The organism is Phyllobacterium sp. OV277 (genome assembly GCF_900104355.1).
In the GTDB taxonomy this organism is placed as follows: domain Bacteria; phylum Pseudomonadota; class Alphaproteobacteria; order Rhizobiales; family Rhizobiaceae; genus Phyllobacterium.
Map to the genome: position 1 here is coordinate 54833 of NZ_FNIY01000013.1, position 13548 is coordinate 68380.

The following is a 13548-nucleotide window of genomic DNA, read 5'->3' on the forward strand; positions in this document are numbered from 1 at the left end:
GCTCACTCCTTTTCTGTTGTCACTGAAAGGGGAATGAACAAAGCCGCCCATGGTTGCATAAAAATTCAGGTTTTTTGCCCGGAACCTTTCAGAGGCCCTTGGCGATACGGTCGAATTTCAACAGTGTTTCCAGAAGACGCGGCATCTGGTCGAGCGGCACCATGTTGGGGCCATCGGAAGGCGCATTATCAGGGTCCTGATGCGTTTCAATGAAGACACCTGCAACGCCAACGGCCACAGCCGCGCGGGACAATGTTTCCACAAATTCGCGCTGACCACCGGTCGAACCACCCTGCCCGCCTGGCTGCTGTACCGAATGAGTCGCGTCGAAAATAACCGGTGCGCCAAAACCTGCCATGATCGGCAGCGAGCGCATATCGGAGACAAGCGTATTATAGCCGAAAGACGCACCGCGCTCGGTGACCATGACATTCGGATTGCCACTTTCCGTCACTTTGGCGATGACATTCTTCATGTCCCAAGGCGCGAGAAACTGACCCTTCTTGATGTTGACAATCTTGCCTGTCTTGGCAGCAGCGATCAGCAGATCGGTCTGGCGGCAAAGAAATGCCGGAATCTGCAACACATCCACCACTTCACCCAGAATGGCGCACTGCTCTTCCGTGTGAACGTCGGTCAGTGTCGGCAGGCCGAATTCCTTGCGGATATCGGCGAAAACCGGCAGCGAGTTTTCAAGGCCAAAGCCGCGCTTGCCTGTTAGCGATGTGCGGTTCGCCTTATCGAAGCTTGATTTATAAACCAGTCCGATGCCGAGCTTGCCGGTCATCTCTTTCAGAGCGCCAGCCATATCGAAGGCGTGCTGGCGGCTTTCCATCTGGCATGGACCGGCGATCAGCGAAAACTGACCGGTATTGGAAAAGGCAACCGGGCCGGCGGATACGGTGGAATTCAGGGACATCAGGCAGCCTCAAATATAATGGCAGCGCCCTGTCCCGGTGCCTTATGCACAATCAGGCGGGAGCCGCGCTTTTCGGTGGAGATATTGTTGTTGGCAAGCAAAGTTTCAACCGCAGCCAGATCGCGCACGCCGACCACAAAAGCCTGCAGGCGCAGACCGCGCTCGTTCTCAGAGGCATTAAGGCCAAGGAATGAACGCAAACCCGCAGGCGTCAGCACGGTGATATTGGCATTTGCAGCACGAATATCCATGCCGAAAGAGTGCGCATTCACATCGCGCTGATTGACTAGCTCCTGCAACAGATACTGGAAATCCGTCGGATTGATCTCTGACAGCACAATCTCGCGCAATCCCAATGCGCCATTCTTATGGGTCTGCAGCGTGGTCCGATCTACTTTTGGCGTATTGATGCGCTGGATCGTAAAGAAAAAGACATCCGGTGCCCGCAAATCCGAGGCAAAGGCCAGACGGAAACTGGCGGTATCTTCCTTGCCCTCTGGCGTTTTGAAAGCTCTTGAAAAATCAAGAACCTCGCCAGCTGAAATACCTGACTTCACAAATTCCCTGTGATCCGCTTTCGCATCTTCCGTGCCCAGCACCAGTCCAGAAAAACCATCCTGCCCATTGCGGAAACGATAGGCTTGATCCCGGGCAACGAAGACATTGCCCTTGCGCGCTTCAAGTTCGCACGTCTCCCGCTGGCCAATAGCAAGCGGTTCGAGAAACGTATTATCGTTGAAGTACACGCAGGCATTTTCAGTGCCAAACGGATGCACGCCAACCGGCGCAACCGTAAAGCCCAGCGCTTCAAGCCGGGCACGAGCGGTATCCAGTTCCACCACGGGCAGAACCAGATGATCAACGGGACGAGATGTGCGGGGAGAGATTGTGGTCATGGGTAAAGGGTGTGCCTCAATGCGGATTGCAATTCAAGCCACACCCTTCTTCTGATCAAACCAACCGGCTCTGATCCATTGCCGCCTGAATGAAGGAAGCAAACAGCGGGTGCGGTTCGAACGGGCGTGATTTGAGTTCCGGATGGTACTGAACGCCGATAAACCACGGATGGTCAGGATATTCGATGGTTTCAGGCAGAACACCGTCTGGCGACATGCCCGAGAATACCAGACCACACTCTTCCAGACGGTCCTTATAGTCGATATTCACTTCGTAGCGATGACGATGCCGCTCGAAAATATCCGTCGACCCATAAATATCGGCAATGCGCGTTCCGGATTTCAGCATGGCTTCATAGGCGCCCAGACGCATGGTGCCACCGAGATCGCCAGCCTGCGTGCGTTTTTCCAGCATATTGCCCTTTAACCACTCGGTCATCAGACCGACGACGGGCTCCGTGGTCGGGCCGAACTCGCTTGATGACGCTTTTTCGACGCCAGCCAATGAACGGGCCGCTTCGATCACCGCCATCTGCATACCGAAGCAGATACCGAAATACGGAACTTTTTTCTCACGGGCAAATTTTGCCGCCAGAATCTTGCCTTCCGAACCGCGTTCGCCAAAGCCGCCAGGCACCAGAATGCCATGCACCTTCTGCAGATAGGGTGTCGGGTCTTCCTGTTCGAAAATTTCCGATTCGATCCAGTCGAGATTGACTTTTACCTTGTTGGCCATGCCGCCATGGTGAAGCGCTTCAATCAGCGACTTGTAGGCATCTTTCAGGCCGGTATATTTGCCGACAACGGCAATAGTGACCTCACCTTCCGGATTGTGAATACGGCTGCTGACTTCGTTCCAACGCTCCATACGGGGCTTTGGTGCGGGATCAATGCCGAAGGCTGCCAGAACTTCCGAATCAAGACCTTCCTTGTGATAGGCCATTGGAACATCATAAATCGTATCGACATCCAGCGCCTGAATTACCGCCGATGAGCGGACATTACAGAACAGCGAAAGCTTGCGGCGTTCAGATTCAGGAATCTCACGATCCGCACGGATGAGCAGAATATCGGGCGCAATGCCGATGGAACGCAGTTCCTTGACGGAATGCTGGGTTGGTTTGGTTTTCAGTTCGCCCGCTGCGGGGATATAGGGCATCAGGGTCAGGTGGATATAGACAGCGCTGCCGCGTGGCAGATCATTGCCGAGCTGACGGATTGCTTCCAGAAACGGCATCGCTTCGATGTCACCAACGGTTCCACCGATTTCGCACAGGACGAAATCATAGTCCTGATTGCCGTCAACGATGAAATTCTTGATCTCATCGGTCACGTGCGGAATCACCTGAACAGTCGCACCGAGGTAATCACCCCGACGTTCCTTCTCGATGATGTTCCGGTAAATGCGTCCGGTGGTGATGTTATCCTGCTTGTTGGCAGGACGCCCCGTAAAGCGCTCGTAATGACCAAGATCGAGGTCAGTTTCAGCACCATCGTCGGTCACAAAGACCTCGCCATGCTGATACGGCGACATCGTGCCGGGGTCGACGTTGAGATAAGGATCAAGCTTGCGAATCCGTACACGGTATCCACGAGCCTGAAGGAGGGCTGCCAAAGCAGCTGCGGCGATGCCTTTTCCGAGGGAAGAAACCACGCCGCCAGTGATGAAAACATATCGGGCCATGGGCTTATCTCGTTAGTCCTTTGTGAGTGATTTGGCCACAAAAAAATCGGCATGAAAGCCGTTTTTCCCGTCCAAATATTTTTTCAAAACAAACAAAACGGCCAGACGCGATGTCTGGCCGTTTCAATCTGGCGGTAATTAATTCTTACAGAACAACGACTTCCGTGCCAACACTGACGCGGTTGTAAAGATCGATCACGTGATCATTGACCATGCGGAAGCAACCGTTGGAAGCGGAGCTGCCGATAGTCCAAGGCTGCACGGTACCGTGAATACGAATATAGGTATCCTTGTTGCCCTGTGAAAGGTACAGCGCGCGAGCGCCCAGAGGATTGCCCGGACCGCCATCCATGCCGTTCTCATACTGGGCATAATGCTTTGGTTCACGCTGGATCATTTCCTTGGTCGGAATCCAACGGGGCCATTCGCGCTTGGTGCGGATTTCGGCAGTGCCCTTGAACTCAAGACCTTCCTTGCCGACAGCAATACCATAACGGCGCGCCGTGCTTGAAGATTCAACCAGATACAGGAACTTTTCCTTCGGATCGATCACGATCGTGCCTGGCTTGTACCCGGTGAAGGCAACATCCTGCGGCAAATATTTGGGATCAAGCGAATAGTTGCGCTTGGCAGCAACACGCGCTGGCTTGCGAGCCTGCGAAACCTTGGTGGGCTTTGCCGTGGACGCTGTTGGTGTTGCATCGACAGCAGGCGCGGCTGTCTCGTTGATTACAGTTTGCGCGGATGCTGGTCCGGCCAATGCCAGAGCAGAGATTCCAATAAGCAGAGAGCGACGTGAAATCATAGTGTTAGTTCCCGGATAGTATGCATGCGCCATCAGCGGCGCTTGCCAGGCCCTCTAGGCCAAACCTGATTATGGCGTACCTGAAGAGCGCATTCTTCTCAATGCAAATCACCGTGAAGAATGAGGCAGACTGATTCTTCACCCGCAAGGGTTGCGGAAGCGCAACACATTTGCTGCGCGTCCGCAAAGATTCACTTTTTCAGCCCGTTACTGGGAATTTGGAACAGGATTGGCAGGTTGTGCCGGAGTAACCGGGGCCGTTGGTGCAGGCGTCGTTGATTCGGCAGGTGCCGGCGTTGCTGGCGTTGCTGGCGCAGGAGCGCCCGAAGCCGGTGCATTTGCATCCGATGCCGGTGGTGTCGTCGTTGTCGCAGCACCCGGAAGCTGATTGAGAATACCGCCGGAACCTGCTGGCTGTCCGCCCGTTGCGGGCTGGCCACCGGTTGTTGTCGGGATACGGTTCAGAATATCCGTTGGGCTTTCGGCATAACGCGACATGATGCCGAGCGCCAAAGACGTGATGAAAAAGCCCGTTGCAAGGATAGCCGTTGCCCGTGTGAGCACATTGGCTGCACCGCGCGCGCTCATGAAACCTGAGCCACCGCCAATTCCAAGACCGCCGCCTTCAGAGCGCTGCATGAGCACAACTCCAACGAGGGCAAGTACAATCAGAAGATGAATGACGATAACGACGGTTTGCATGGGGTATTTTCTGCTTTCTAGGTGTCGGACGCGGCTCTTTACACCGTATCTCGTAATAAACCAAGCCCGTGAATTGACAGTTTTCTCGGCTGTTGGGGCCTTTTAGAGCGAATGATATGCTTCACAGATGGCCAGGAAGTCCGCAGCTTTCAAGCTTGCGCCGCCAACAAGGGCGCCATCGACGTTCTCAATACCGAGAAGTTCAACCGCATTGGATGGTTTGACCGAGCCACCATAAAGGATGCGCAGCTTCGCACCTTCTTCGCCAAAACGCGTGATCAAAGCCGCGCGGATTGATGCGTGAACCTCGCGTACATCGTCAGCAGTTGGCGTCAGACCCGTGCCGATGGCCCATACGGGTTCATAGGCAATAACGGTATTTTGGGCCACGGCCCCATCAGGAATGGAGCCTGCAAGCTGTGTCGCGATCACATCAAGTGTCGCACCGGATTTGCGCTGCGCCTCGGTTTCACCAATACAGATAATGGCGACGAGCCCCGCACCCCAGGCAGCAACGGCCTTGGCATTGACCATTGCATCGGTCTCGCCATGGTCGGTACGGCGTTCCGAGTGGCCGACGATCACGTGCGATGCGCCAGCGTCTTTCAGCATATCGGCAGACACATCGCCCGTATGCGCACCGGACTTTTTCGCATGGCAGTCCTCGCCGCCAATGGCCAGCGCCTCGCCTTCAACGGACTGAGCCGCGCGAAAGACAAGTGTCGCGGGCACACAGATCAGCCCGTCGATCTTATCGCCGATTGCCGAATTCGGCCTGTTGACGATCATGCGCAGTTCATCCAGAGACTCTCCCGTCCCGTTCATTTTCCAGTTACCAGCGACGAGTGGACGGACATCAGGGGTCATTCGGCGTTCCTCAAGACGATAGATTTGATGATTTCTCGGTTATTTGATTGTCTGACTAGCAAATTCACTTGATAAAGCAATCGACACAAGCCCTCCATGACGCTATTCCCCTATGCAATTCTTTTGAGCCTCATACTTGTTACGGTGACTTTCTATGCTCGATTCCCTGCGCGACGTGGCCCAGACCTGGGTAGCCAAGGTACTTCTTGGTCTTCTTGGCATCAGTTTTGTTGGCTGGGGCGTGTCCAATACAATTCTCAGTGCCGTCGGCAATGGTTCAGCCATTAGTGCCGGTAGCTCGAAAGTTTCCCCGGTCGAGTATCGCCTTGCCTATGATCGTCAGCTCGCATCGCTGCAACAGCGGTTTGGCCAGCGGTTCACCCGTGAACAGGCTGATGCCATTGGTGTGAGCAATCAGGTGCAGTCGCAACTGGTTGCTGGTGTTGTCCTTGATGAAGAGGCCCGCAAGATGTCGCTGGGTCTTTCCAAAGATCGTCTGGCACAGCTTGCCGCTGAAGACCCTGCCTTTCAGGGCCCCGACGGTCGTTTCAATCCTGCACAGTTTGATGCCATATTGCGCAATGCCGGCATGACCCCGCAGGGTTATCTCGATAGCCGCAGCAAGATTGCGCGCCGCCAGCAGATCGTCGAAGCCGTGGCTGACGGTATTACCGTGCCCGATACGCTGCTCAAGGCCGTTGCGACCTATAAGGGTGAATCGCGCACCATCGATTATATCTCGATGCCGAAATCATTCATCACCGACATTCCCGCGCCAAGCGATGCGGATCTGAAGACCTATTTCGATGCAAACAAGGAAGCTTACGGTGCTCCGCAGTACCGCAAGATCACCTATGTAAAGCTTGAACCAAAGGATATTGCTGACGAGGCGTCGGTTTCGCCTGAGGAAATCAAGGCTGAATACGACAAGAACATCGCCCGCTATACCTCGCCGGAAACCCGCACCATCGAGCAACTGACCTTTGCCAATGCCGAAGCGGCCAAGGCAGCGCATGACCGGCTTGCCGCCGGAACATCGTTCGAGGACGAGGTAAAAGCTGAAGGCAAGACCATGAACGATGTGGGCCTTGGCACCTTCCAGCGTAACGCCCTGCCCGACCAGACCATTGCTGATCCAATCTTCAAAATGCAGGCTGGCAATGTCAGCGATGTGATTACCGGTGCTTTTGGCCCGGTCATTGTTCGCGTAACCGCTGCGACACCCGAAGTGGTCAAGCCGCTGGCTGACGTCGAAAAGGACATTCGCGAAACGATTGCCCTGACCCTCGCCGCTACATCGGTCATGTCCGTGCATGACGCCTATGAAAATGCCCGGGCTGATGGCGCAACCATGGCGGATGCTGCGGCCAAGCAGAATCTGAAAATGGTGACGATTGACGCCATTGATCAGTCGGGCCGCGGACCGGATGAAAAGGAAATTCCCAATATTCCGTTCGGAGAAAACCTGCTGACCGCCGCTTTCCTTGCCGATCAGGGTTTTGACAATGAACCGCTCAATGTCGGACCGAACAGTTTCCTTTGGTATGACGTTGCAGGTATTACGCCAGCGCGGGATCGCACACTTGAGGAAGTGAAGGCGCGTGTGACGGAAAACTGGCGCACTGCCGAGCTTGAAAAGCGTCTGAACGAAAAAGCCGAGGAAGTGCGCAAGCGCGTTGCTGCGGGTACCTCGCTTGACGATATCGCTGCCGAACTCAAGTTCACCAAGGAAACCAAGCGTGGCATTACGCGCCAGTCCAAGGATACGGATCTGGGTGAAGGCGGCGTTGCCTCGGTGTTTGATGGCGCGGATGGTCTGGTAGGTGTAACCGAATCTGCGGCGGATCAGTCGAAGCTGATCTTCAAGGTTACGGAATCAATTGAACCGATGAATGTCGGTGCGGATTCACTGAGTAAAGCCGAGAAAGATTCGTTCACCTCGCGGCTCTCCGATGATCTGCTCGACCAGTTGGTCATGCAGTTGCAGACTGTCTACCCTGTGTCCATCAACAAGACTGTTATTGATCAGGCGCTCGCCCGCCAATGATTGCTGTGAGATCGAGAAATGGCTGAACTGAAACGTTTCATCGGTATTGCGGCGGCGGGAAAGGTTCTTTCCCGCGAGGAGGCTGTCGAGGCTTTCGATATCATGATGTCCGGACAGGCCACCCCTGCACAGATCGGCGCCCTGTTGATGGCCCTGCGGGTGCGCGGTGAACAGGTTGACGAGATTGCAGGCGCCGTCTCCGCCATGCGCTCGAAAATGCTCACCGTAAAGGCGGTGCCCGGCGCTATCGATATTGTCGGTACGGGTGGCGACCAGTCCGGCTCCTATAATGTTTCAACCTGCGCCGCCTTTGTGGCTGCCGGTGCCGGTGTGCCGGTTGCCAAGCACGGCAATCGGGCGCTGTCATCACGCTCCGGTGCGGCTGACACGTTGGCTGCGCTTGGGATTAATATCGAAATCGGTCCGGATCTGATCTCCACCTGCATCAAGGAAGCGGGTATTGGCTTCATGTTTGCACCTTCGCACCACCCGGCGATGAAGCATGTGGGCCCTGCCCGCGTTGAGCTTGGAACCCGCACGATTTTCAATCTGCTCGGCCCCTTGACCAATCCTGCCGGTGTTACGCGCCAGTTGGTTGGTGTTTATGCGCCCGAATGGGTAGAGCCCATCGCGCAGGTGCTGAAGAATCTCGGTTCTGAATCCGTGTGGGTTGTGCATGGTGATGGTCTTGATGAAATCACTACCGCAGGTGTGACCAAGGTTGCGGCGCTTGAAAACGGTGTTATCCGCACATTTGAGATTGAACCGGAGACCTTTGGATTGCGCCGAGTTGATCCACAGGATCTCAAAGGTGGAACTGCTGACGAAAACGCGGTTTCGCTGCTTTCCGTTCTTGATGGTGCGCATGGCGCCTATCGCGATATCACCCTGTTCAATGCCGGTGCCGGACTGGTTATTGCGGGTGCCGCAGAAGATCTGAAAACCGGTATCAGCATGGCTGCCCATTCAATCGACAGCGGTGCAGCGCGAAATGTGCTAAAGAAGCTGGTCCACGTATCCAACAGCGAGGCAGTCTGATCATGGTCGATATTCTTCGCAAGATCGAAGCTTACAAGCGCGAGGAAATTGCCGCCGCCAAGGCGCAGTTCACCGTCGATGAGCTGAAGGCGCGGATCAAGGATCAGGAAGCGCCACGCGGTTTTCACAAGGCCCTGCTGGCAAAGCGTGCGGCCAATGAGTTCGGTCTGATTGCTGAAATCAAGAAGGCCAGTCCTTCCAAAGGCTTGATTCGTCCGGATTTCAATCCACCTGCATTGGCAAAAGCCTATGAAGAAGGTGGTGCCGCCTGTCTTTCCGTGCTCACCGACGCGCCTTCGTTTCAGGGGGCACCGGAGTTTTTGACCAATGCCCGTGCGGCGGTAAGTTTGCCTGCGCTGCGCAAGGATTTTCTCTTCGACACTTATCAGGTGTTTGAAGCCCGCAGTTGGGGTGCCGACTGTATCCTGATCATCATGGCCAGTGTCGATGATGCATTGGCAAAAGCTCTGGAAGAGACCGCCTTTTCATTGGATATGGATGTGCTCGTTGAGGTACATGATGAAGCCGAGATGGAACGGGCGCTTAAGCTCACCTCGACGCTTCTTGGAATCAACAATCGCGATCTGCGCACGTTCAATGTTGATCTTGCCGTATCGGAACGGCTTGCCAAAATGGTGCCCGCCGACAAGCTGCTCGTCAGCGAAAGCGGTGTGTTCACCCATGCGGACTGCCAGCGTCTGGCGAAATCCGATATCGGCACCTTCCTGGTGGGTGAAAGCCTGATGCGTCAGAGCGATGTGGCCGCTGCAACCCGTGCGCTTCTGCATGGCTCATCGGAACAACAGACAAGCGCCGCATGAACACGACAAGGCTGACCCATCTCGACAGTTCTGGTGCCGCCCATATGGTCGATGTCGGTGACAAGGCCGAGACCGAGCGGGTTGCTGTCGCCGAAGGTTATGTGCGGATGCGGCGCGAAACGCTTGATCTCATCCTTTCCGGCAATGCCAAAAAAGGCGATGTGGTCGGCACGGCCCGTATTGCCGGGATCATGGCCGCCAAAAAGACCCATGACCTCATACCGCTCTGCCATCCGCTGCTGTTGAGCAAGATCACTGTTGATATCGACGCGGATAGTTCCTTGCCGGGCCTGCATGTGCGCGCGACGGTCAAACTATCAGGGAAAACCGGCGTTGAAATGGAAGCACTGACAGCTGTTTCCATTGCCTGTCTGACAATCTATGACATGGCAAAGGCTGCCGATAAGGGCATGATAATCCAAAGTATTCGCCTTTTGGAAAAATCCGGTGGCAAATCCGGCGACTGGTCAGCGGACGGGAATTGAACATGGCAGGCCTTCTTCCCGTTGACGAAGCGCTGCGGCGCATCCTTGCCAATGTCGATCTGCTGGACTCCGAGACTGTCGCGCTTGGTGAAGCGGGCGGCCGCGTTCTCGCTGCTGATCTGCATGCCAAACGCCAGCAACCACCTTTTGCCGCTTCGGCTATGGATGGTTATGCCGTGCGTGCTGATGATGTGGCCAACGTGCCCGTCAGATTGAAACTTGTTGGCCAGTCCGCCGCCGGACACGCGTTTCAGGGCTCGCTGAATACTGGCGAAGCGGTGCGCATCTTTACCGGCGCGCCAGTACCTGATGGTGCTGACAGCGTGGTCATTCAGGAAAACACCATTGCTCATGGCGATGAAGTCGAAATTTCCGAGACGATCGCCTTTGGCCGCAACATCCGCAAGGCGGGTCTCGATTTTAACAGTGGCGACGTGCTGCTCGACGCTGGCCGCCAGCTTGACTCGTCCGCGCTTGCCCTCGCCGCATCGGCGGATCATCCGCAATTGTCCGTTATCAGGCGTCCGCGTGTGGCGATATTGGCGACGGGTGACGAACTCGTCAGCCCTGGTGAACCCTATCGCCCTGACCAGATCATCGCATCCAACAGTTTTGGTCTGGCTGAAATCGTGCGCAATGCGGGCGGCATCGCCATTGATCTTGGCATTGCCGAGGATCGTCTGGAAGCGTTGAGCGATGCGCTTGATCGTGCCATTGCCGCCAAGGCCGATATTCTGGTGACACTGGGCGGCGCTTCCGTCGGTGATCATGATCTGGTGCAGCCAGCATTGGCGGCGCGCGGCATGGAACTGGATTTCTGGAAGATTGCCCTGCGACCCGGCAAGCCGCTGATGTTCGGCCATCTGCAGGGCATGCGCATTCTCGGGCTTCCCGGCAATCCGGTTTCGAGCCTGATCTGCGCGCATATTTTTCTGACGCCGCTTATCCGCGCGTTCATGGGATTGCCACATGCGCCTGATCTTCGCGCTGCAATTCTGGGCATCGACATGCCTGTTAATGACCAGAGACAGGATTATATCCGCGCCCGCATCGTCACCGGCGCTGATGGCACACTGACCGCGACACCGTTTCCGCTGCAGGATTCGTCCATGCTGAAATTTCTCGCCGACGCCAATGGCCTGATCATTCGCGAACCGCATGCAACTGCCTTAGCGGCGGGTTCGCCCTGCACCATCCTGATGCTGCGATAGACCAGACCTCTGGAGTCATGGGTCAGTCCACAACTCCAGAGCGGCATTGCCTGAGAGCAACCCAAGGCAATTTTGGTACGAGAATCAGGCGGTTATCCGGTGCTCTTTCCGGTCGCTTTCCGTTACATTGGCAAGATCGATCGCCTTTTGCAACTTAGCCGCATGTCTAAATGATGGCTCAAGGGTTTTGCCCTGTTTGACCGCCTCAACAAACCGCTGATAGTTCGTCGCAACCGGCTCAACCTCGACCTCTTTCCACGTTGCCGTTTCGATGTCCTCGCCAAGGCAGACAAGCAGTTTCGAACCGTCATGACGATGCACTACCTCGAACGCACCCTTGTCGCCATAGACGCGCAGACGCAGTTCGTTGACATGCCCCGTGGCCCAGCGGCTTGAATGCACCACGCCAAGTGCGCCATTGGTGAAGCTCACCGTCATGGTAAAGCTGTCATTGGCATCGAGTTCATATTCGCCAATGCGGTTGTTGGGCGCCTTGTCGAAGGCTTTGAGACGGCAAAAGACCTCGTCGATTTCCGTATCGGTGCCATAGACAACGAAATCGAGAATGTGAACACCAACATCGCCGAGCGTGCCATTGGAGCCGTGCTTTTTCGACAGACGCCAGAGCCAGCGGCTTTCCGTCTGCCAGTCGCCCCACATTTTGGCGACAAGCCAGCTTTGCAGATAAGACGCTTCGACATGCTTGACCTTGCCGATCTGGCCGCTTGTCACCAACTCGCGGGCGGCCTGCAACTGGGCGACATTGCGATAGGTCAGGTTGACCATGCCGACGAGGTTGGCCGCCTCGATCTTGTCGGCCATTTCCTTGGCATCTTCGTAATTGGCTGCAAGCGGTTTTTCGCAAAACACATGCTTTCCTGCCGCGATGCACTGCAAGGTTGTGGCGTGATGGATACTGTCGGGCGTCACATTGGCGACCGCATCAAACTCGCCCCATGCAAGTGCTTCTTCGAGCGAGGTGAAAGCCCGTTCGATATTGTATTCGGCGCGGAATGCTTCGGCACGGCCGGGATCGACGTCAACCGCGCCAGCCAGTGTTACCCCTTCGATAGCAGCGAAAGCCTTCGCGTGGGAATTGGCCATACTGCCGGTACCCAAGATCAAAAGACGCATTGGTCCAGTCCTTCAAATGAATGTGCCGCGCACTGAAGACAGGCGCAGGCATTGATATGACAGCTGTTTGAGGTGGCCGCGCAAACGGCCACCACGATCGGATCAAAATCCTAGCGGAAACCTTCCTCACCCGCTTCATGCAGGCTGCCGCCGCGTGCGGTGATCGGCTCGATAGCCTGTTCAACCGGCACATTGGGCGCGGTGTTGAGCAGCGGATAGCGATTGGTGTTGTATGCCCAGTTCACCGCATTGCGCAGCACCAGCCCGACATTCGCATCGTGATAGGTTGGATAGGTTTCATGGCCGGGGCGGAAGTAAAATACATTGCCCGCACCCTTGCGATAGGTAAGGCCGGAACGGAACACTTCGCCGCCCTGGAACCATGACACGAACACCGTTTCAAGCGGTTCCGGCACAGAGAATGGCTCGCCGTACATTTCCTCGTTTTCCAGCTCGAAATAGCGTGGAAGACCCTTGGCGATAGGATGGCCGGGATTAACCACCCAGAGCCGTTCACGTTCGCCAGCTTCGCGCCAATGCAACGCGCATGGCGAGCCCATCAGGCGTTTGAAAATCTTGGAGAAATGGCCGGAGTGCAGGACGATGATGCCCATGCCTTCCCAAACGCGCTTGGCAACGCGTTCAACGATCTCATCGGCAACATCGCCGTGAGCGCGATGACCCCACCAGATCAGGACGTCGGTTTCATCCAGTGCCTTCTCGGTCAAGCCGTGTTCCGGTTCCTGCAAAGTGGTTGTCTTGACAGAGATATTGCCATCGGACTTCAGCAGCTTGGCAATCTGGTTGTGCATGCCTTCAGGATAGATTTCGGCGACGGTCTTGTTCATCTTCTCATGAACATTTTCGCCCCAAACGAGCGTGCGGATAGTCATTTTGTCTTCCTATTCATTGCGTATGCGTGGTTGGGAGGATGCTTTG

General features: G+C 55.6%; 13 protein-coding genes. 5 read left to right on the plus strand and 8 right to left on the minus strand.

From position 1 onward, the window contains the following. Positions 1-88: 88 nt before the first annotated feature. From kdsA to tpiA, 6 genes are all read right to left on the minus strand, one after another. The gene (gene kdsA, locus BLU05_RS24190) at positions 89-922 is read right to left on the minus strand and encodes a 3-deoxy-8-phosphooctulonate synthase (RefSeq protein ID WP_091886064.1); all 834 of its coding nucleotides are present in this window, start codon (positions 920-922) and stop codon (positions 89-91) included. Next, positions 919-1815 carry a VOC family protein gene (locus BLU05_RS24195; protein WP_091886067.1) on the minus strand — a complete coding sequence of 299 codons (897 nt, stop codon included), beginning with the start codon at positions 1813-1815 and terminating at the stop codon, positions 919-921. Before BLU05_RS24195 ends, kdsA begins: the two co-directional genes overlap by 4 nt. 55 nt (positions 1816-1870) lie before the next feature. Next, positions 1871-3499, minus strand: a complete 1629-nt coding sequence (locus BLU05_RS24200; RefSeq protein WP_091886070.1) for a CTP synthase — start codon at positions 3497-3499, stop codon at positions 1871-1873. A 145-nt stretch (positions 3500-3644) separates the two neighbouring features. Next, positions 3645-4304 (minus strand): L,D-transpeptidase, encoded by a 660-nt coding sequence (locus BLU05_RS24205; protein WP_091886073.1) that lies wholly within the window; start codon positions 4302-4304, stop codon positions 3645-3647. A gap of 207 nt (positions 4305-4511) precedes the next feature. After that, complete coding sequence (secG, locus tag BLU05_RS24210) at positions 4512-5006, minus strand: preprotein translocase subunit SecG (protein ID WP_091886076.1); 495 nt, start codon at positions 5004-5006, stop codon at positions 4512-4514. 102 nt (positions 5007-5108) lie between these two features. After that, positions 5109-5873, minus strand: coding sequence for a triose-phosphate isomerase (gene tpiA, locus BLU05_RS24215; protein ID WP_091886079.1), 765 nt, complete (start codon positions 5871-5873; stop codon positions 5109-5111). Between the two features lie 154 nt (positions 5874-6027). Here tpiA and BLU05_RS24220 point away from each other — a divergent pair, with 154 nt between their 5' ends. From BLU05_RS24220 to glp, 5 genes are read left to right on the plus strand one after another with little or no spacing between them, the layout of a single operon-like run. After that, positions 6028-7920, plus strand: a complete 1893-nt coding sequence (locus BLU05_RS24220; RefSeq protein ID WP_091886082.1) for a SurA N-terminal domain-containing protein — start codon at positions 6028-6030, stop codon at positions 7918-7920. 18 nt (positions 7921-7938) lie between these two features. Continuing rightward, entirely contained in the window at positions 7939-8958 is a 1020-nt protein-coding gene (trpD, locus tag BLU05_RS24225) for an anthranilate phosphoribosyltransferase (protein WP_091886085.1), read from the plus strand. Then, entirely contained in the window at positions 8958-9779 is an 822-nt protein-coding gene (trpC, locus tag BLU05_RS24230; protein ID WP_175540742.1) for an indole-3-glycerol phosphate synthase TrpC, read from the plus strand. Before trpD ends, trpC begins: the two co-directional genes overlap by 1 nt. Continuing rightward, positions 9776-10264 (plus strand): cyclic pyranopterin monophosphate synthase MoaC, encoded by a 489-nt coding sequence (gene moaC / locus BLU05_RS24235; protein ID WP_091886090.1) that lies wholly within the window; start codon positions 9776-9778, stop codon positions 10262-10264. The genes trpC and moaC overlap by 4 nt, the downstream gene beginning before the upstream one ends. Positions 10265-10266: 2 nt before the next feature. Beyond that, on the plus strand, positions 10267-11475 hold the full coding sequence (gene glp / locus BLU05_RS24240) for a molybdopterin molybdotransferase MoeA (protein ID WP_091886093.1): 1209 nt from the start codon (positions 10267-10269) through the stop codon (positions 11473-11475). An 84-nt stretch (positions 11476-11559) separates the two neighbouring features. Here glp and BLU05_RS24245 read toward each other — a convergent pair whose 3' ends face one another. Further along, entirely contained in the window at positions 11560-12609 is a 1050-nt protein-coding gene (locus tag BLU05_RS24245; protein ID WP_091886096.1) for a Gfo/Idh/MocA family protein, read from the minus strand. 110 nt (positions 12610-12719) lie between these two features. After that, a complete protein-coding gene (locus BLU05_RS24250; RefSeq protein ID WP_091886099.1) occupies positions 12720-13502 on the minus strand; it encodes a ThuA domain-containing protein in 783 nt (260 codons plus the stop codon). Positions 13503-13548 lie beyond the last annotated feature (46 nt).

Bases quoted from the DNA above. Each gene is read 5' to 3' on its own strand.
- BLU05_RS24195 (WP_091886067.1), bottom strand. From the start codon at position 1,815: ATGACCACAATCTCTCCCCGCACATCTCGTCCCGTTGATCATCTGGTT.
- BLU05_RS24200 (WP_091886070.1), bottom strand. From the start codon at position 3,499: ATGGCCCGATATGTTTTCATCACTGGCGGCGTGGTTTCTTCCCTCGGA.
- BLU05_RS24205 (WP_091886073.1), bottom strand. From the start codon at position 4,304: ATGATTTCACGTCGCTCTCTGCTTATTGGAATCTCTGCTCTGGCATTG.
- secG (WP_091886076.1), bottom strand. From the start codon at position 5,006: ATGCAAACCGTCGTTATCGTCATTCATCTTCTGATTGTACTTGCCCTC.
- tpiA (WP_091886079.1), bottom strand. From the start codon at position 5,873: ATGACCCCTGATGTCCGTCCACTCGTCGCTGGTAACTGGAAAATGAAC.
- BLU05_RS24220 (WP_091886082.1), top strand. From the start codon at position 6,028: ATGCTCGATTCCCTGCGCGACGTGGCCCAGACCTGGGTAGCCAAGGTA.
- trpD (WP_091886085.1), top strand. From the start codon at position 7,939: ATGGCTGAACTGAAACGTTTCATCGGTATTGCGGCGGCGGGAAAGGTT.
- moaC (WP_091886090.1), top strand. From the start codon at position 9,776: ATGAACACGACAAGGCTGACCCATCTCGACAGTTCTGGTGCCGCCCAT.
- glp (WP_091886093.1), top strand. From the start codon at position 10,267: ATGGCAGGCCTTCTTCCCGTTGACGAAGCGCTGCGGCGCATCCTTGCC.
- BLU05_RS24245 (WP_091886096.1), bottom strand. From the start codon at position 12,609: ATGCGTCTTTTGATCTTGGGTACCGGCAGTATGGCCAATTCCCACGCG.
- BLU05_RS24250 (WP_091886099.1), bottom strand. From the start codon at position 13,502: ATGACTATCCGCACGCTCGTTTGGGGCGAAAATGTTCATGAGAAGATG.